The sequence below is a fragment of the Variovorax sp. MHTC-1 genome, assembly GCF_003984645.1.
Taxonomy (GTDB): domain Bacteria; phylum Pseudomonadota; class Gammaproteobacteria; order Burkholderiales; family Burkholderiaceae_C; genus Variovorax.
Genome location: NZ_RWKI01000001.1, coordinates 551,337 through 569,063, shown reverse-complemented (window position 1 = coordinate 569,063; position 17,727 = coordinate 551,337). Strand labels below are relative to the sequence as shown.

Annotated in this window: 19 protein-coding genes and 1 riboswitch; of the genes, 13 read left to right on the top strand and 6 right to left on the bottom strand. The window is 69.1% G+C overall.

Annotated features, from left to right (window positions below; translation table 11 throughout):
* Positions 1–3: 3 nt before the first annotated feature.
* Genes EJI01_RS02690 through EJI01_RS02670 form a run of 5 tightly spaced genes read left to right on the top strand, consistent with a single transcriptional unit; the run spans position 4 to position 5,465 of the window.
* Entirely contained in the window at positions 4–672 is a 669-nt protein-coding gene (locus tag EJI01_RS02690; RefSeq protein ID WP_126835547.1) for a GntR family transcriptional regulator, read from the top strand.
* A complete protein-coding gene (locus EJI01_RS02685) occupies positions 669–2,135 on the top strand; it encodes a malonyl-CoA decarboxylase (RefSeq protein WP_126835546.1) in 1,467 nt (488 codons plus the stop codon). Before EJI01_RS02690 ends, EJI01_RS02685 begins: the two co-directional genes overlap by 4 nt.
* A 35-nt stretch (positions 2,136–2,170) precedes the next feature.
* Complete coding sequence (locus EJI01_RS02680; protein WP_126835545.1) at positions 2,171–3,157, top strand: Bug family tripartite tricarboxylate transporter substrate binding protein; 987 nt, start codon at positions 2,171–2,173, stop codon at positions 3,155–3,157.
* Positions 3,154–3,912, top strand: coding sequence for an enoyl-CoA hydratase/isomerase family protein (locus tag EJI01_RS02675; RefSeq protein ID WP_126835544.1), 759 nt, complete (start codon positions 3,154–3,156; stop codon positions 3,910–3,912). Before EJI01_RS02680 ends, EJI01_RS02675 begins: the two co-directional genes overlap by 4 nt.
* A gap of 2 nt (positions 3,913–3,914) precedes the next feature.
* Positions 3,915–5,465, top strand: a complete 1,551-nt coding sequence (locus tag EJI01_RS02670; RefSeq protein WP_126835543.1) for a malonate--CoA ligase — start codon at positions 3,915–3,917, stop codon at positions 5,463–5,465.
* On the opposite strand, the gene EJI01_RS02665 is transcribed toward EJI01_RS02670, so the two are convergent.
* From EJI01_RS02665 to EJI01_RS02645, 5 genes are all read right to left on the bottom strand, one after another.
* The gene (locus EJI01_RS02665; protein ID WP_126835542.1) at positions 5,462–5,845 is read right to left on the bottom strand and encodes a VOC family protein; all 384 of its coding nucleotides are present in this window, start codon (positions 5,843–5,845) and stop codon (positions 5,462–5,464) included. The genes EJI01_RS02670 and EJI01_RS02665 overlap by 4 nt on opposite strands.
* 106 nt (positions 5,846–5,951) lie before the next feature.
* Complete coding sequence (locus EJI01_RS02660) at positions 5,952–6,377, bottom strand: universal stress protein (RefSeq protein WP_126835541.1); 426 nt, start codon at positions 6,375–6,377, stop codon at positions 5,952–5,954.
* Between the two features lie 109 nt (positions 6,378–6,486).
* Complete coding sequence (locus tag EJI01_RS02655; protein WP_126835540.1) at positions 6,487–7,302, bottom strand: sulfite exporter TauE/SafE family protein; 816 nt, start codon at positions 7,300–7,302, stop codon at positions 6,487–6,489.
* A gap of 425 nt (positions 7,303–7,727) precedes the next feature.
* Entirely contained in the window at positions 7,728–8,063 is a 336-nt protein-coding gene (locus EJI01_RS02650) for a cell division protein ZapA (RefSeq protein ID WP_126835539.1), read from the bottom strand.
* Positions 8,063–8,287 carry a DUF904 domain-containing protein gene (locus EJI01_RS02645; RefSeq protein ID WP_126835538.1) on the bottom strand — a complete coding sequence of 75 codons (225 nt, stop codon included), beginning with the start codon at positions 8,285–8,287 and terminating at the stop codon, positions 8,063–8,065. The genes EJI01_RS02650 and EJI01_RS02645 overlap by 1 nt, the downstream gene beginning before the upstream one ends.
* A gap of 268 nt (positions 8,288–8,555) precedes the next feature.
* Positions 8,556–8,795, top strand: a riboswitch (cobalamin riboswitch).
* Positions 8,796–8,874: 79 nt separating this feature from the next.
* Here EJI01_RS02645 and EJI01_RS02640 point away from each other — a divergent pair.
* From EJI01_RS02640 to EJI01_RS02605, 8 genes are all read left to right on the top strand, one after another.
* Positions 8,875–10,752 (top strand): TonB-dependent receptor domain-containing protein, encoded by a 1,878-nt coding sequence (locus tag EJI01_RS02640; RefSeq protein WP_312846017.1) that lies wholly within the window; start codon positions 8,875–8,877, stop codon positions 10,750–10,752.
* Positions 10,749–11,321 (top strand): bifunctional adenosylcobinamide kinase/adenosylcobinamide-phosphate guanylyltransferase, encoded by a 573-nt coding sequence (cobU, locus tag EJI01_RS02635; protein WP_126835537.1) that lies wholly within the window; start codon positions 10,749–10,751, stop codon positions 11,319–11,321. Before EJI01_RS02640 ends, cobU begins: the two co-directional genes overlap by 4 nt.
* The gene (locus EJI01_RS02630; protein WP_126835536.1) at positions 11,318–12,178 is read left to right on the top strand and encodes an ABC transporter substrate-binding protein; all 861 of its coding nucleotides are present in this window, start codon (positions 11,318–11,320) and stop codon (positions 12,176–12,178) included. The genes cobU and EJI01_RS02630 overlap by 4 nt, the downstream gene beginning before the upstream one ends.
* A 41-nt stretch (positions 12,179–12,219) precedes the next feature.
* On the top strand, positions 12,220–13,179 hold the full coding sequence (locus EJI01_RS02625; RefSeq protein WP_126835690.1) for a FecCD family ABC transporter permease: 960 nt from the start codon (positions 12,220–12,222) through the stop codon (positions 13,177–13,179).
* Positions 13,179–13,967 (top strand): ABC transporter ATP-binding protein, encoded by a 789-nt coding sequence (locus EJI01_RS02620; protein WP_126835535.1) that lies wholly within the window; start codon positions 13,179–13,181, stop codon positions 13,965–13,967. The genes EJI01_RS02625 and EJI01_RS02620 overlap by 1 nt, the downstream gene beginning before the upstream one ends.
* A gap of 21 nt (positions 13,968–13,988) precedes the next feature.
* Entirely contained in the window at positions 13,989–14,558 is a 570-nt protein-coding gene (gene cobO / locus EJI01_RS02615; RefSeq protein ID WP_126835534.1) for a cob(I)yrinic acid a,c-diamide adenosyltransferase, read from the top strand.
* A gap of 158 nt (positions 14,559–14,716) precedes the next feature.
* Positions 14,717–15,739 carry an adenosylcobinamide-phosphate synthase CbiB gene (gene cbiB, locus EJI01_RS02610; protein WP_126835533.1) on the top strand — a complete coding sequence of 341 codons (1,023 nt, stop codon included), beginning with the start codon at positions 14,717–14,719 and terminating at the stop codon, positions 15,737–15,739.
* Entirely contained in the window at positions 15,736–16,728 is a 993-nt protein-coding gene (locus tag EJI01_RS02605; RefSeq protein ID WP_126835532.1) for an aminotransferase class I/II-fold pyridoxal phosphate-dependent enzyme, read from the top strand. Before cbiB ends, EJI01_RS02605 begins: the two co-directional genes overlap by 4 nt.
* 4 nt (positions 16,729–16,732) lie before the next feature.
* Here the strand turns inward: EJI01_RS02605 and EJI01_RS02600 are convergent, their stop codons facing one another.
* Positions 16,733–17,647, bottom strand: coding sequence for a LysR family transcriptional regulator (locus EJI01_RS02600; protein ID WP_126835531.1), 915 nt, complete (start codon positions 17,645–17,647; stop codon positions 16,733–16,735).
* Positions 17,648–17,727: the final 80 nt, after the last annotated feature.

The following is a 17,727-nucleotide window of genomic DNA, read 5'->3' as shown; positions in this document are numbered from 1 at the left end:
CCAATGCGCATCGTCCACAACTCGCTGCACGACGAAGTCGCCGCCACGCTGCGCGAAGAAATCTTCGCCGGCGCACTGGCGCCGGGCAGCTTCGTGGACGAGGCGGCGGTGTGCGAGCGGCTTTCGATCTCGCGCACGCCGCTGCGCGAGGCGCTGAAGGTGCTGACGGCCGAAGGGCTGCTGCGGCACGAGCCGCGGCGCGGCTGCTTCGTGGCCGAGGTCACGCAGCGCGACCTCGACGACATCTTTCCCGTCATCGCGCTGCTCGAAGGGCGCTGCGCCTGGCAGGCGGCGCGCAATGCCAGCGATGCCGAGCTGCTGGCACTCGAAGCCATGCACGACAAGCTCGCGAAGCATGCACGCGCCAAGCGCATCAACGAGTACTACGCGACCAATTTCGCGATCCACGAGGCAATCATCATGCTGGCCGACAACCGCTGGCTGGCGCAGGTGATCGGCGATCTGCGCAAGATTCTCAAGCTCGCGCGTCTGCAGCAGTTGCATGCGCCGGGGCGGCTCGAACAGAGCCTGTCCGAACATCTCGCGGTGTTCGCCGCGCTCAAGGCGCGCGACAGCGACGGCGCCGAGGCCGCGATGCGCACCCACCTGAACCGCCAGCGCGAAGCCCTGCGGGCGATCGCGCTCCAACAGAAAGCGAAGCTGATCTCATGAATGCCAGCGACTGGATCACCCGCAGCGTCTCGCGGCTGCGCCCCGGCAGCGATGCCGCAGAAGTCAAGAAGCCCGCGAGCTCCGAAAAGAAGACGAAGCCGGCGGCCACCGTCGGTCCTCGCCCGCTGGCCGAACGGCTGGAAGCCACGCTGCGCCGCCACGGCGAGGCGCTGGCGCCGCGTGCGCTGCGCCGCGCGCTCACCGAGCTGCAGGCGGTGGTCGACCCGCGCGTGAGCGAGGTCGAGGCCGGACGCCGCGCCCATGCCGTGGTGCAGTGGTATGCCGGGCGCGAGCTCGACGAGCGGCGCGACGTCTGGCTGCTCATGAGCGAGCGCTTCGCGCCCGACCTGCAGAAGGTCAGCAGCGCGCGCGACCGGCACGGGGCGGCCATGGGAACGCCCGACGAGGCCCAGGCCGAGGTGCACCTGCGCCGCGCGCTGGTCTCGCCGCGCGCGCGGCTGTTGCAACGCTTCGCCATCGATCCCGACGGCATGCGCTTCCTGGTCGACCTGCGCGCCGAACTGCTGCCGCACCTGAAGGGCGACCGGCGCCTCCTGCCGCTCGATGCCGAGCTCGAGCACCTGTTTTCGACCTGGTTCGACGTCGCCTTCCTGGACCTGCGCCGAATCAGCTGGGATTCGCCGGCCTCGCTGATCGAGAAGCTGATCCAGTACGAGGCGGTGCACGACATCAAGAGCTGGGCCGACGTCAAGAACCGGCTCGACAGCGACCGCCGCTGCTACGGCTTCTTCCACCCGCGGCTGCCCAACACGCCGCTGATCTTCGTCGAGGTGGCGCTGGTCGACCACATCAGCGAAGGCATCGTGCCGCTGCTCGACGAAGCTGCCGCGCCGGGCCGGCACGACCGGGCGACGACCGCGATCTTCTATTCGATCAGCAACACACAGAGCGGTCTGCGCGGCGTGAGCTTCGGCGATTCGCTGATCAAGCGCGTGGTCGAGGAACTGCAGAAGGAGATGCCGCGTCTGAAGATCTTCGCGACGCTGTCGCCGATCCCGGGCTTTCGCGGCTGGCTGGGGAAGAACGCGGGCTCGCTGCTGGAGCGGCTCGACGAGAAGCGCACCGCCGAACTGGGCCGCGTCATCGGTTCCCTGCCGCCCACCGCCGAGCGCGTGCTGGCTGCGGCCGAGGAGGCGATCGCGCTCGATGCGAAATCGCCGGTGCGCCAGCTGCTGTTGAACGCCGCCGCCGAATACCTCGGGCGGGCCACCGCCGAGGGCAAGCCGGTCGATCCGGTGGCGCGCTTCCACCTCGGCAACGGCGCGCGGGTGGAGCGGCTCAACTGGGCGGGCGATCCTTCGCCCAAGGGGCTGAAGCAATCCTACGGACTCATGGTCAACTACCTCTACGATCTGAAGCGGCTCGACAAGCACCGTACCCTGCTCGCGCAGGGCAAGGTGGCAGTGTCGGGCGATGTCGACGATCTTTTTCTCAAGGGCTGAGGCCCCCGACGGTTCATCACAAAGGAGACAAGGCAATGACCCCAAGCTACCAGCGGCGCGACGTATTGCGCCTCGCCGCGGCCGCCGCCGCCGTTCTGAGCGGCGGCGCGCGCGCCCAGCCCGGCTGGCCCGCCAAGCCGGTGACGATGGTGGTGCCCTTTCCGGCCGGCGGCGGCACCGACGCCTTCGCGCGGCCGCTGTCGGCGCAGTTCGCCAAGGTCGCCGGCCAGACGCTGGTCGTCGACAACCGTGGCGGCGCCGGCGGCACCCTGGGCGCGAGTATCGCGGCCAAGGCGCAGCCGGACGGCTACACGCTGTTCATGGGCGCGGTGCATCATGCGATCGCGCCCTCGGTCTACCCCAGGCTCGACTACGACATCGAGAAGGACTTCGTGCCGCTGATGCTCCTGGCCAGCGTGCCGCAGGTGGTGGTGGTCAACCCGAAGCGGGTAACTGCAACCACGCTCAAGGACTTCGTCGCCGAGGTCAAGAAGAATCCGGGCAAGCTCAACTACGCCTCGGCCGGCGCCGGCACCTCGCACCACCTGGCCGGCGAGCTCTTCAAGCTGCAGACCGGCACCTTCATCACCCACATTCCGTATCGCGGCGCAGGCCCGGCGCTGCAGGACCTGATCGCCGGCAATGTCGACTGCATGTTCGACGGCCTGGGCTCTTCGGCGCAGCACATCAAGGCCGGCCGCATCAAGGCGCTCATGATGGCCGGCACCAAGCGCAACCCTGCCTTTCCGGACGTGCCCAGCGCCGCCGAGGTCGGACTGCCGGACTACACCGTGACAACCTGGTACGGACTGTGGGCGCCCAAGGGTACGCCGGCCGACGTGCAGGCCAGGATCGTCGACGAGATGAAGAAGGCACTGGCGACCGACGAGCTGAAGGCGATCTGGGCCAACAACGGGGCCGAGATCCCCAATCTGGCCCTGGCGCCATACGGCAGCTTCGTCAATTCCGAGATCAAGCGGTGGGCCGGCGTCGTGAAGGCCTCGGGCGCCAAGCTGGAATGACGGCTTCGGTCAGGCTGGAACGCGAGGGCGCGATCGCCTTCGTGACGCTCGCCAATGCGGACCGGCTCAACGCCATGTCGCGCGCGATGTGGCGCGAACTGCGCGCCGTGTTCGAGCAAGCTCTCGCGCAGGACGCGGCCGTGCGCTGCGTCGTCGTGCGCGGGGAGGGCGCTGCCTTCTGCGCCGGCGGCGACATCTCCGAGTACCCCTCCTTCCGCTTCGACGAAGCCAGCCTGCGCGAATTCCACGAGAACGAGGTCTGGGGCGCGCTGGCCGCGATGCTGGCCTGCGAGCTGCCCCTGGTCGCGCAGATCGAGGGCGCCTGCATGGGCGCGGGCCTTGAGATCGCGAGCTGCTGCGACATCCGCCTGGCCGGCGCCTCGTCGAAATTCGGCGCGCCGATCGCCAAGCTGGGCTTTCCCATGGCGCCGCGCGAGGCGGCCCTGGTGCGCAGCGCCATCGGCGACACGCTGGCGCGCGACATGCTGCTGGCCGCCGGCGTTCACGATGCGCGCCGCCTCTACGACGCCGGCTTCGTGCTGAGCGTGCTGCCCGATGCGCAGGTCGCCGCGGCTGCGCTGGCGCATGCGCAGCGCATCGCCGCGCTGGCGCCGGCGGCTGCGCGCCTCAACAAGCGCACCTTCTTCGCCGGCACGGTCGACCGGCTGCTCGCCAGCGCCTACGACTACGCCGACTCGCCCGAACACCGCGAGGGCATCGCCGCCTTCCTCGCCAAGCGCACACCCGTCTTCTGACCATGACCGACACGACCAACGCCAATCTCTATGCCGCGCTGCGTGCGGCCTTCCCCGCTGATCTCGATGCCATCGCGGTCGAGACCGACGACGGCCTGTTCTATTCCTGGCGCGACCTGGAGCGCGCGAGCGCGATGATCGCGAACCTGCTCGAGGCGCTGAAGCTCGACAAGGGCGCCCGCATCGCGGTCCAGGTCGAGAAGTCGGTCGAGGCCATGCTGCTCTACCTCGCGACATTGCGCGCGGGCTACGTGTTCCTGCCGCTCAACACCGCCTACCGCGGCGCCGAGATCGAGTACTTCATCGGCAATGCCGAGCCGGCGGTGGTGGTCTGCAGCAGCGCGAACGCTTCGTGGGTGGCGCCGATCGCGACCGCGGCCGGTACCCGCCATGTGTTCACGCTCGACGACGATCGCAGCGGCACGCTGCTCCAGGTCGCGGCACAGTGCAGCGACCGCCACACCGTCGCCCAGAAGAAGGACGACGATCTCGCCGCCATCCTCTACACCAGCGGCACCACCGGCCGCAGCAAGGGCGCGATGCTCACGCACCGCAACCTGCGATCCAACGCCGAGGTGCTGAAGGACTACTGGGGCTGGCACGCCGGCGCGAAGGGCGACGGCGATGTGCTGATCCATGCGCTGCCGATCTTCCACGTGCACGGCCTCTTCGTCGCCATCCACGGCGCGCTGATCAGCGGCAGCAAGATGATCTGGCTCAACAAGTTCGATCCGAAGCGCGTGGTGGCCCGGCTGCCCGAAGCGACCGTGTTCATGGGCGTGCCCACGCTCTACGTGCGCATGCTGGCCGAGCCTGGGCTGACGCGCGAGGCCTGCAACGGCATGCGCCTCTTCATTGCGGGCTCGGCGCCGCTGCTCCTCGAGACCTTCGAAGCCTGGCGCGAGCGAACCGGCCACACCATTCTCGAGCGCTACGGCATGAGCGAGACCGTCATGCTCAGCTCCAATCCCTACAGCACGGTGCAGGGCCAGCGGCGCGGCGGGACGGTGGGTTTTCCGCTGCCCGGCGTGCAGCTGCGCGTGCGCGACGACGCGGGCCAGCCCTGTCCGACGGACGAGATCGGCCACATCGAGGTGGCCGGCCCCAACGTGTTTGCCGGCTACTGGCGCATGCCCGAGAAGACCAAGGAAGAGTTCACTGCCGACGGCTATTTCAAGACCGGCGACGTCGGCAAGATCGACGGGCTCGGCTACGTCACCATCGTCGGCCGCAGCAAGGACCTGATCATCAGCGGCGGCTACAACGTCTACCCGGCCGAGATCGAGGGCTACATCAACGAAATGGCCGGCGTGGCGGAGAGCGCGCTCGTGGGCGTGCCGCATCCGGACTTCGGCGAAGTCGGCATCGCCATCGTCACGCCCAAGCCCGGCGCGGCGCTCGACGGCGACGCGATCATCGGCGCGCTGAAGAAGAAGCTCGCCAACTTCAAGATTCCCAAGCGCTGCTTCGTCGTCTCCGAACTGCCGCGCAATGCGATGGGCAAGGTGCAGAAGGCGCTGCTGCGCGAGCAGCACAAGGGCTTGTTCGTCTAGCTGCCGCTGCCGTAGGGCCGCGTGAGGATCTCGAGGTTGTGGCCGTCGGGATCGTTCCAGTAGACGCCGCGGCCGCCGTCCCCGTGATTGATCTCGCCGGGACGGCGGTGGCCCGGATCGGCCCAGTAGGGCAGGCCGCGCTCGCGGATGCGGCCGAAGATGTCGTCGAATTCGGCCTCGCTCACGAGGAAGGCCAGGTGCTGCCACGGGATGTCGCCCTCGACCTGCATGTAGTCGAGGGTGACGCCGTTGTCGACCTCGACGCCCTGGAACGGACCGAACGGAACAGGCTCACCGCGGCCGAGGATCTCCGCCAGGAACACCGCTGATGCCCGTGGATCGCGGGCCCGTACGATCGTGTGATTGAGCTGGATGGACATGCGGCGGATGGTAGCGCCGGGCGCGGGTCGGTGCTGTCGCACGCGAGCTGCTTCCGGCGTAAGTTTGCGCCTTCGAGCGCGGCCGCGCCGCCGCGCGGGAACATGCCTATTGCACCAGCAGCACCGAGATGTCCGTCTCCGAAACGACCTTGGTCGCCACCGAGCCCATGAGCGCGCGGCCGAAGATGCCGTGGCCGTGGGTGCCCATCACGATCAGCTCGGCACCGCCCGCCGTCGCGGCCTTCAGGATTTCTTCGGCGGCGTGGCCGTGGCGCGGTTCGGTGCGGAAGTTGCCGATCTCGTGCCTGGCGAAGAAGGCCTTGACCGGCTCCAGCACCTTGGCGTTTTCTTCCGTGTAGTAGTCGTCCACTACATCCTTGCTGAGGTGACGGACCGCATGGCCGGGCAGGCCGGTGCATACGTGCACCACGATCAGCTCATGGCCGTCGACGAACATGGCGCGGTGTGCGGCCAGGTAGTCGAGCGCCTTCTGCGTGTGGAGACTGCCGTCGACGGCGATCAGGATCTTCATGCACTGCCTCGTTTTCTTGCGACCTGCGGCGAAAGCGCCGCATGGCAAGGTTATACGGCGAGGTGCCGCATGTGCACAGAGAAGCCCACCGGATGCAGGGGCCTTGTGCTCAGCCGCGCAGGCCCTTCCACAGCATGTAGGCCGCCAGCACATAGAGAATGCTCGCGAACACGCGCTTGAGTTTCGATACCGGCAGGCTGTGCGCGGCCTTGGCGCCGAGGGGGGCGGTGATGAAGCTGCAGACCGCGATCACGGCCAGCGCCGGCAGCCAGATGTAGCCGATCGAGCCCGCCGGCAGGTCCTGCACCGATAGGCCGCTGGCCACGTAGCCGAGCACGTTGGCCACTGCAATCGGAAAGCCCAGGGCGGCGCTGGTGGCGACCGCGTTGTGGATCGCCACATTGCACCAGGTCATGAAGGGCACGCTGATGAAGCCGCCGCCGGCGCCGACCAGGCCCGACAGGAAGCCGATCGCGCCACCGCCCGCGAGCTGGCCCGCGGTGCCCGGCATCTGGCGCGTCGGCTTGGGCTTGCGGTTGAGGAACATCTGCGTTGCCGAGAAGCCGACGAAGAGCGCGAAGAGGATGGCGAGCGCCGAGCCCTTGAGCAGGGCGAACACGCCGAGGCTGCCGACCAGGCTGCCGATCACGATGCCGGGCGACAGCCTTTTCACGATGTCCCAGCGCACGGCGCCGCGCCGGTGGTGCGCGATCACGCTCGAGATGGACGTGAACATGATGGTCGACATCGAGGTCGCGATCGCCATCTTCACCGCCAGGTCGGACGGTACGCCGCGATGGCCCAGGATGATCGTGATGAAGGGCACCATCAGCATGCCGCCGCCGATGCCGAGCAGGCCGGCGAGAAAACCGGTGCCGACGCCGAGCACGGCGAGTTCGGCGACCAGCAGGGGGGCGATCGTCATCGAAAGAAGTCTCTGAAAAAAGCCACGGCCCCGAAAACGGGGCCGTGGCCGTGCGAAAAAGGTGTCTGCGAGTGAGGCCGGACTCGCATCCTGAACCAGGGTTCAGGTGGGCGAGGGCAGCAAGGCTTCGGGTTCATCTGACGCGAGATGATCACACCCGCCAAGCGATATACCAAGCCCTGCTCCGTAGAGCATTGGAACAAGGAAATATTAAGCCCGACACGCACCGCAGACGAGGTGGATTTTACGCCCACACCGCGAGCGTCGCTCCCATAGTTCTTCATGGTCGTACGCCACCGCGAGGTATGCAACGAGGCTTGTTCCAGGAACACCGCGGAACCAGCTCTGCCGGGCCGCTGGTGTTGCCCCCGGTGAGGGGGTTGGCGGCCACACGAAGTGGGCAAGCCTGGGGGTGAGCCTTGGTCCTACAGCAAATGGTCGTCGCCGGCGAGGGCTTGGTCGAGGCGCTGGATCAGCTGCACGGCGCGGGCATCGTCGGCCGCGGCATCCGAACCCGCCGCAGGGGCGGCCGCCGGCGCTGCAGGCGCTGCGATCGTCGCTTCGCGCTGGGCCAGGTCGAAGGCGAGGTTCAGCGACGCCAGCACCGCGATGCGGTCGCGCGCCTTCACCTTGCCCGCATCGCGGATCTTGCACATCGCGGCATCGACGCGCTCGACGGCTTCGCGCAGCTGCGGCTCGCCGCCTTCGGGGCAGCCGAGCAGATAGCTCTGGCCCATGATCTGGACTTCGACTTGTTTCATTAGGAGGAGGGAGCGTCTTGAGAGGGTTCTGCCGGCAGCTGTTCGAGCAGCGCATCGAGCCGCGTACGCGCCGCGGCCAGCCGCGACTTGAGCGCATCGCGTTCGCGCGCGAGCGCGTTCACCTGCTCCAGCAGCAACGCATTGGTGCGCTGCACTTCTTCGTGGCGCACAAGCAAACGTTCGACGCGCTCGGCGATCTGTTCAATACGGCTCGGTGCAAGCATGGGGGGCATTCTAAGTACACCCCCAGGCTTGCCCACTTCGTGTGGCCGCCAACCCCCCTTGCAGGGGGCGCCGCCAGCGGCCCGGCAAAGCCGGTTCCGCGGCGGCTCACCAACCGGCGCGCTACGCGCGGCCGACTGCGCGCAGCGATGGGGGGATGTGCGAGGCTATTCGGGAAACACCGCGGAACCGGCTCTGCCGGGCCGCTGGTGTTGCCCTCGGCGAGGGGGAAGGCGCGCGCGACACGAAGTGCGCGCAGCCTGGGGGCGAGCTTAGAATCCGCGCGTTGGTGCTCGCGCCGCGGTTCACGCGGCGCAGTTCAACGGGAAGCAGGAGTCGAAGCCTCACGGGGCCGAGCCAGCCTGCGCTGCCCCCGCAACGGTCAAGCAGACGGCACCCCTTCGGTGCCACCCCCGTCAACAAGCCACTGGGCGCCCTGAAACAGGTGCCTGGGAAGGCGACGAGGGCGCGCTGCCAGCCCGGATACCGGCCAACGAGGCGGCCGCCGCATGCGTGAAGCATGAGGCGGTCATGACGTCCAAGCACCGGCGGGGAAGCCGGTGGCGGACTTTGATCTCTTGTGTTTCCCATGATGACAACCTGCGTTTCTTCCGCACGCGCCGCCGGGCGTGCTTCGTCGCGTCCGCTTCCGCGGCCCAGTGCCGTTTCCCTGTCGATCGCCGCCCTGCTGGGCATGCCCGCGCTCGCCTTCGCGCAAGCCGCCGCGCCGACACTCACCGAGACGGTGGTGACCGCAACCCGCACGCCCACGCGCGTCGACGAACTGGTGTCGGACACCGTCGTCATCGAACGCGCGCAGATCGAGCGACAGGCCGGCCGCACCTTGCCCGAGCTGCTGGCGCGCGTCGCCGGCGTCCAGATGACGGCCAACGGCGGCGCGGGCAAGGCGAGCAGCGTTTTCATCCGCGGCACCGAGGCGCGGCACACGATCCTGCTGATCGACGGCGTGCGCTACGGCTCCGGCACGCTCGGGACGCCGGCGTGGGAGAACATTCCAATCGAGATGATCGACCGGATCGAAGTGATCAAGGGGCCGGCCTCGGCGCTCTACGGCAGCGACGGCGTGGGCGGCGTGGTGCAGATCTTCACGCGCAGGGCCAAGCCGGGCGAGGATTCGTTCAGCCCGCGGGTGTCGACCACGATCGGCAGCGAGGGCTACAAGCAGCTCGGCGCGGGCTTCCTGGGCGCCACCGGGGATGTGAGCTATTCGCTCGACGTCGCACGCACGATCGACAAGGGCTTCTCCGCGACCAACCGCAAGGCGCCCTTCGGCAACTTCAACCCCGACCGCGATCCCTTCATGCAGAGCGCCCTGAACGCATCGATCGGCTGGCAGCTCAATTCCGACTGGAAGATCGACAGCGGTCTGCTGTACGCCGAAGGCGTGAACCATTTCGACGACGGCCTCGAATTCGATTCGCGCGGCATCGTGCGCACCCAGACCGCGTACATCGGCGCGCGCGGCAAGCTGACGCAGAACTGGTCGACGCAGCTGCGCTACGCACAGAGCCGCGACTACTCGCGCTCCATCATCGCCGCAACGCTGCCGGGCCTGTTCGAAACCACGCAGGACCAGTACCTGTGGCAGAACGACATCGCGACGCCGATCGGCACCGTGGTCGCCGGGCTGGAACGCCGCGTGCAGGAGGTGAACAGCGACACCGCGTACACGGTGACCAAGCGCGACATCGACTCGGCCTTCGTCGGCCTCAACGGCAGCGCCGGCGCCCATAGCTGGCAGGTCGATGCACGACACGACCGCAACTCGCAGTTCGGCGACAGCAACACCTGGTTCGCCGGCTACGGCTATCGCATCACGCCGAACTGGCGCGCCCACGTGTCGCACGGCACCAGCTTCGTCGCGCCCTCGTTCAACCAGCTCTACTTCCCCAACTTCGGCAATCCCGAGCTGCAGCCGGAAGAGGGCAGGAACACCGACGTCGGCATCACCTGGAGCCAAGATGGCCAGAGCGTCAAGCTGGTGCGCTACGACAACCGGATCCGCGGCTTCATCACCAACACCACCCGGGCCGAGAACGTGCCGCGCGCGCGCATCGAAGGCTGGACGCTGGGCTACGACGGCCAGTTCGGACCCTGGGGCCTCCACGCGAACCTGGATTCGCTGGACCCGCGCAACGAGGTCAGCGGCAAGCAGTTGCCGCGCCGGGCGAAGAACACCGTTTCCCTGGGCATCGACTACGCGGTCGGGCCGTGGAAGTTCGGCGGCTCGGCGCTGCACGTCGGCCGCCGCTTTGACGACACGGCCAATACGCGCAGACTCGGCAACTACACGACGGTCGATCTCTACGTCGAATACCAGGTGGCGAAGGACTGGTCGGTGCAGGGACGCATCACGAACCTCAACGACGTGACGTATGAAACGGCCTATGGCTACAACCAGCGCGGACGCGCTGCCTACCTGACCGTGCGGTGGCAGCCGAAATGAACTTCGCACGCCGCGAACTGATCCTCGGCGGTCAGCGCAGCGGCAAGTCGCGCCGCGCCGAAGGGCGCGCGGCCGCGTGGTTGGAGCGCTCGCTCGGCCACCACGCGGTGCTGATCGCGACCGCGATGCCGCATGACGACGAGATGCGCGAGCGCATCGCACGGCATCGCGAGGACCGCGCGCAGCGCGTGCCGGGCCTCGCCACCGTGGAGGAGCCGATCGCCCTCGGCCCCGCTTTGGCGAGGATGAGCGCGCCGCACACGCTGGTGGTGGTCGATTGCCTCACGCTGTGGCTCGCCAACCTGCTGATGCCGGTCGAGGCCGCGCCTCACGGAAGCACCCCTTCGCTGGAGATGGTGCAGGCTTCGCTGCTGCGCGCCCTGCGTGAAGCGCGCGGGCCGGTGGTGCTGGTTGCCAACGAGATCGGCCTCGGCGTGATCCCGATGGGCCGCGAGGTGCGCGCCTTCGTCGATGCGCTGGGCCGCCTCAACCAGGAGGTGGCGGCGGCCTGCGAGCGCGTCACGCTGATGGCCGCGGGCCTGCCGCTCAGCTTGAAAGAACCCGAATGAATCTGCTTTGCAGGTGGTCGCTCGCGCTGGCCGCGGCCGCATTGACGGTCGCGGCGCATGCGGCGGTCGTGACCGACGAACGCGGCGTGCGCGTGGACCTGCCCCGACCGCCGCAGCGCATCGTGAGCCTGCTGCCCTCGCTGACCGAATCGGTCTGCGCGCTTGGCGCCTGCGAGCGGCTCGTCGGCGTCGACCGCTATTCCAACTGGCCCGACGCTGTGCGTGCACTGCCGCAGCTCGGCGGCGGCATCGATCCGAACGTCGAGGCCATCATGGCGCTCAAGCCAGACGTGGTGTTGCTGGCCAAGTCCTCGCGCGTCACCGAGCGGCTCGAGGCGCTGGGACTCAAGGTGATCGTGCTCGAACCGAAGAGCCATGCCGATGTGCGGCGCGTGCTCGATGCGCTTGGCCAGGTGCTGGGCATCGGCGATGCGCAGCGCGTGTGGCGCGCCATCGATGCCAGCGTGTCCGCGGCGGCAGAGTCGCTGCCGGCGCACGCGAGGAACAGGCGCGTGTACTTCGAGGTCAACAGCGCGCCTTTTGCGGCGGGCGAAGTCTCGTTCATCGGCGAGACGCTGACGCGGCTCGGCGTGCAAAACATCGTGCCGGCCTCGCTCGGTCCCTTTCCCAAGCTCAACCCCGAATACGTGGTGCGCGCCGACCCGGACCTCATCATGGTCGGAGAGCGCAGCGCGCAGGGGCTCGAGCAGCGGCCGGGCTGGGCTTCCATCCGCGCTGTGCGCGAGGGCCGCATCTGCCGCTTCAAGGCCGCAGAGTCGGACGTGCTGGTGCGCCCCGGCCCGCGCATGGGCGAGGCCGCGCAGCTGATGGCGAAGTGCCTGCAGGACAAGGCGTGAAGAGCGAGCATCGACGTGCCCTCTCGCTCGGCATCGCGCTGATGGTGCTGAGCGCGGCGCTGATCGTGCTCGGCGCGGGCATCGGCAGCACCGGCTTCGAGAGCGTGTTCGCGGCGCACCGTGATCCGGTCGCGCTGCAGATCGTGCGGGACATCCGCCTGCCGCGCACGCTGGGCGCCTGGCTCGCCGGCGCGCTGCTCGGCCTGGCGGGCGCGGTGGCGCAGGGCCTGTTCCGCAATCCCCTGGCCGACCCCTATCTGCTCGGCAGCGCTTCGGGTGCCTCGCTCGGCATGGCGGTGGCGCTGTCGCTGTTCGGCGTTTCGGCGGCCAGCACGCTGTGGGTGGTGCGCCTGGGGCTGACCGGCGCGGCTTTTCTCGGCGCCGTGCTGGGCGTGCTGCTGACGCTGGTGCTGGCGCGCGGCGTGCAGCAGACGCTCAGGCTGCTGCTGGCCGGCGTGATCGTCGGCGTGGTGCTCGGCGCCGCCAAGGACCTGATCACCATCGCCTCGGCCGAGATCCTGCAGGCGATCCAGGGTTTCATGCTCGGCAGCACGGGCCTGGTCGGCTGGAGCGCCTGCGGCGTGATGGGCGCGCTCGGCCTGGTCTGCGTGCTCGGGGCCTGGGCGCTCGCGCCGGTGCTCGACGGGCTGGCGCTGGGGGAGGCCACGGCCAGCAGCCTGGGCCTGCCGCTGGGCGCGATGCGTGCTGCGCTGGTGGCGGTGCTCGCACTGGCCACCGGCACCGCGGTGGCGCAGACCGGGCTCATCGCGTTCGTCGGGCTGGCGGCGCCGCACCTGGTGCGTTCGGCCGTGAAGACCACGCATGCGCGCCTGATCGTGCTGTCGACCGCGATGGGTGGGCTGCTGCTGATGGCCGCCGACCTGCTGGCGCGCTGGCTGATCGCGCCGCAGGAGCTGCCGGTCGGCGTGCTGACCGCCGTGCTCGGCGGAAGCTACCTGCTGTGGCTCATGCATCGCCGCAGCGCGCGGGGAGGCTTCTGATGGAGCGGGTGGTCGCGCGCGGCATCGCGCTCGAGGCGAGACAGGTCAGCGCATCGCTGGCCCGCACCGAGGTGTTGCACGGCATCGACCTCGCGCTCGCGGCCGGCCGCTGGACCAGCATCGTCGGCCCCAATGGCGCGGGCAAGTCCACCTTGCTCAAGGTGCTGGCGGGCCTGCTGCCGTATCGCGGCGAGGTGCGCCTGTTCGGGCAGCCGCTCGATGCCATTTCCGGCCGTGCGCGCGCGCGGCGGCTGTCGTGGCTCGGCCAGGGCGGCGCGGGCGAAGGCTCTGCCGACGACCTGGTGGTCTACGACGTCGCCATGCTCGGGCGCCTGCCGCACCAGCGCTGGCTCGCCGCACCCAGCGATGCCGATCGCGCTGCGGTCGAGCGCGCGCTGCGCAGCACCCAGGCCTGGGAGTGGGGCGGGCGGCCGCTCGGCCAGTTGTCCGGCGGCGAACGCCAGCGCGTGCTGCTGGCGCGCGCGCTGGCCGTCGAGGCCGAGCTGCTGCTGATGGACGAACCGCTCGCCAACCTCGATCCGCCGCACCAGGCCGACTGGATGGCGAGCGCCCGTGCGCTGGTGGCCGAAGGCAAGACCGTGGTCAGCGTGCTGCACGAACTCAATGCCGCGCTGGCGGCCGATGCGATGGTGGTCATGGCAAAGGGCCGCGTGCTCCACCATGGCCGCTGCGACGATAGCGCCACGCACCAGGCGCTCGAAGCGGTTTTCGACTGCCGCGTCACCGTGCACCGCGTGGCCAACCAGTGGCTGGCCGTCCCGCACTGAACACTTCAACCGAGAACTCCCATGCAGATCGAAACCCCACCCACCGACAAGCCCTACGAGAAGCCTGAAGGCGAACGCCGCGGCTTGGTGATCGTCAATACCGGCGACGGCAAGGGCAAGAGCACCGCGGCCTTCGGCCTCGCGCTGCGCGCGCATGGCCGCGGCAAGGCCGTGAAGATCTTCCAGTTCATGAAGGTGCCGAGCGCGCGTTTCGGCGAGCACCGGATGTTCGAGCAGATCGGCATCCCGATCGAAGGGCTGGGCGACGGCTTCAGCTGGAAGAGCCAGGACCTCGAACGCTCGGCACAGCTCGCGCGCGAGGGCTGGGAGCGCGCGAGGGCGGCGATTCTCTCGGGCGATCATTTTCTGGTGGTACTCGACGAGATCACCTATCCGCTGATCTACGGCTGGCTGCCGCTGGAAGGCGTGCTGGAAACGCTGCGCACGCGGCCGCGCGAGGTCCATGTGGTGCTGACCGGACGCCGCTGCCCGCCGGAGATCGTCGAACTGGCCGATACGGTGACCGAGATGCAGCTGGTCAAGCATGCGTTCAAGGCCGGCATCCCCGCCCAGCGCGGCATCGAGGACTGAAATGACGACCTCCCCCGTTGCTTGCTCGCTGCGTGTAGCCTCCTCCCCCCTCGAGGGGGCAACGCCAGCGGCCCGGCCCGTCGGCGAACTCAGGACAGGCCTAGGCCGATTTCGCGGTGTTACCCGAACGGGCCTCGCCGGGCTCGCCGCGGATTGAGATGCCAAGCCTCTGGCTCCCTCCCCCGCTGGGCGAGGGGTGGGGTGGGGGCGCTCCGGCCCTGATTACCGCCGCCGCACTCTGGCTCGCTCTGGCGATGGATGAATGGCTCGGCGAGCCGCCCGCGCGCTGGCACCCCGTGGTCTGGATGGGCCGCTACCTCGGCTGGGCAGGTCGGCGCATCGCACCACTGGCCAAAGCGGCAGGCGCGCGTGATCTCGCACACTTTGCCGCGGGTGCGATCGCATGGTGCGGTGGCGCGGCGGTGGCGCTGCTCGCCGCTTGGGCGGTGGTGGTTGCCGCGGCCTGCCTGCCAGGCTGGGCCGAGGCGCTGCTGTTGGGCCTGGCGCTCAAGCCGCTCTTCGCCTGGCGCATGCTGCGCGACGAAGTCCTGGCCGTCGAAGCGGCGCTGGCCGGCTCGCTCGACGCCGGCCGCGGTCGCCTGGCGCATCTGGTCAGCCGCGATGTGCATGCGCTGAACGAAGCCGAGGTGCGCGAGAGCGCGATCGAATCGCTGGCCGAGAACCTCAACGACTCGGTGGTGGCGCCGGTGTTCTGGTTCGTGCTCTTCGGCCTGCCCGGGGCCGCGCTCTATCGCTTCGCCAACACGGCAGATGCGATGTGGGGCTATCGCGGCGTGCGCGACGGTCGCGTCTGGGAATGGGCCGGCAAGTGGGCTGCGCGCGCCGACGATGTGCTGTCCTGGCTGCCCGCGCGCCTGACGGCGCTCCTGTTGCCCCTGTCTTGCTCCCTCTCCCGCAAGCGGGAGAGGGCCGGGGTGAGGGCTCTGCCCGCCATCGCCCGCGAAGCCCGCCATACCCCATCCCCCAACAGCGGTTGGCCCATGGCCGCGATGGCGCTCTGCCTCGGGGTACGGCTCGCCAAGCCCGGCGTCTACACCTTGAACGAAGCGGGACGCACGGCCGGAGCGGCGGACACGCAGCGCGCCGCATCGTTGGCGACCAGGGTCGTCGCGCTGTCGGCCCTTGCCGCATCGGCATCGATCCTGGGACTGGCCGGATGACTTTCCTCGACGAAGCCCTGCACGGCGGCCCGGATGCCCGCGGCGCCGCGCCGCACGACTTCTCCACCAATGCCAATGGCTGCGGCCCGTGCCCGGCGGCGCTGGCCGCGCTGCAGCAGGCAGACGCGAGCCGCTATCCAGACTCTCGCTACACCGCGCTTTGCGAGACGCTGGCCCGCTTCCATGGTGTCGATGCCGAGCGCATCGTGATCGCCGCGAGCGCGAGCGAATTCATCGCACGCATCACTGCGGCGGTCGCGCAGCAGGGCGGGCGCGGCGTCTGGATGCCGCCGCACAGCTATGGCGACTACCAGCGGGCCGCCGGCGCGTGGGGCTTCGAATACGTTCCGCCGAACGAAGCCGACCTCATCTGGTGCTGCGATCCATCCAGTCCGCTCGGTCAGGTGCACGAGGGCTTGCAGCTGCAGGTGGATGCGCTGGCGGCGCGATCCACCTGCGTGCTCGACCTGGCCTACGAGCCCCTCCGGCTCGACGGTCGCCTGCAACTGAACCTTGCGCCGAGGGATCGGGTTTGGCAACTGTGGACGCCCAACAAGGCGCTGGGCCTCGCCGGCGTCCGCGCGGCCTACGCGGTCGCCCCGCGCGCTGCGGGCGAGATGGTGCTGCGCCTGGGCCGCCTTGCGCCGTCCTGGCCGCTGGGCGCGCACGGCGTCGCGCTGCTCGAAGCCTGGACCGGGGCAGCAGCGCAGGACTGGCTCCGGCACAGCCTGCACACCTTGCGCGCATGGAAACGCCAGCAGGAGCTTTTGTGCGCAGAGCTCGGCTGGATCTGCCTGCCCAGCCTCGCCAACTATTTCTGTGCGCGGCCGGATGTCCCCTATGCGCCGCGTGCCGCTGCGCTGCGCGATGCGGGCATCCGGCTGCGCGACACCGCCTCCTTCGGCTTGCCGCACCATGTCCGGCTCGGCGTGCTGTCGCCGGCCAGCCAGGCGGCGCTGCAACGCGCCTGGCCGGCGGCGCGGCCCTGAGGCCTCAGCGCCGCTGCAGCTTCGGATTCTTCTGGAACAGCTCCGCCGCCCAGTCGACGAAGACCCGCACCTTGGCGCTCAGGTGGCGGTTCGGCGGATAGACCACGTGCACCGGCAGCGGCGGCCGCGTCCAGTCCGGCAGGATCTCGATCAGCTCGCCGTTGGCCAGGTGGGATTCCGTCATGAAAGTGATGCACTGCGAGATGCCGAAGCCGCCGAGCACCGCCGCCAGGTGGGCGTTGCTTTCGTTGACCGAGACCCGGTAGGGCCCCGCCATTTCGATGTGCTCGTCGCCCTTGTGGAACTCGTGCGGGTAGACGCGGCGCGTGCCGCCGGCGAAGAAGCTCACGAGATGATGGCGCTTCTCGATGTCGGCAGGATGCTGGGGCACGCCGTAGCGCTTCAGGTAGGCCGGCGAGGCCACGGTCACGAACTCCAGCGTGCCGATGCGCCGTGCCACCAGGGACTGGTCGGTCAGGTCGCCGGCCCGGATCACGCAGTCCACGTTGTCGCTGATCAGGTCGACCGGGCGGTCGCTCACGCCCAGGTCGACCTGGATGTCGGGATAGCGGTCGCAGAAGCTCGCCAGCGCCGGCAGGATGATCATCCGCGCCGTCGAGGTGCCGACGTCGATGCGCAGTCGCCCGGTCGGGTTGGCCTGCGCATTGGTCATGCTGGCCTCGATCTCGTCGAAGTCGTTCAAGAGGCGCGCGGTGCGCTCGAAGTACGCCGCGCCGTCCGGCGTGACCGTCACCCGGCGCGTGGTGCGGTTGAGCAGTTTCACGTGCAGGCGCGATTCCAGCGCCTGGATCTGCTTGGTGACCGTGCCCTTGGGCAGGCCGAGCGAATCTGCCGCTCGGGTGAAGGTGCCGGCTTCTACGACGCGGACAAAGATCCGCATGGCCTGGATCTGGTCCATGGATGCTGCTCCTGGGGAAAACCCGGTGATTCCACCGGGGTGCGGATTCTCACATGTCGCTTCTTAGCTGATTGTTAGCC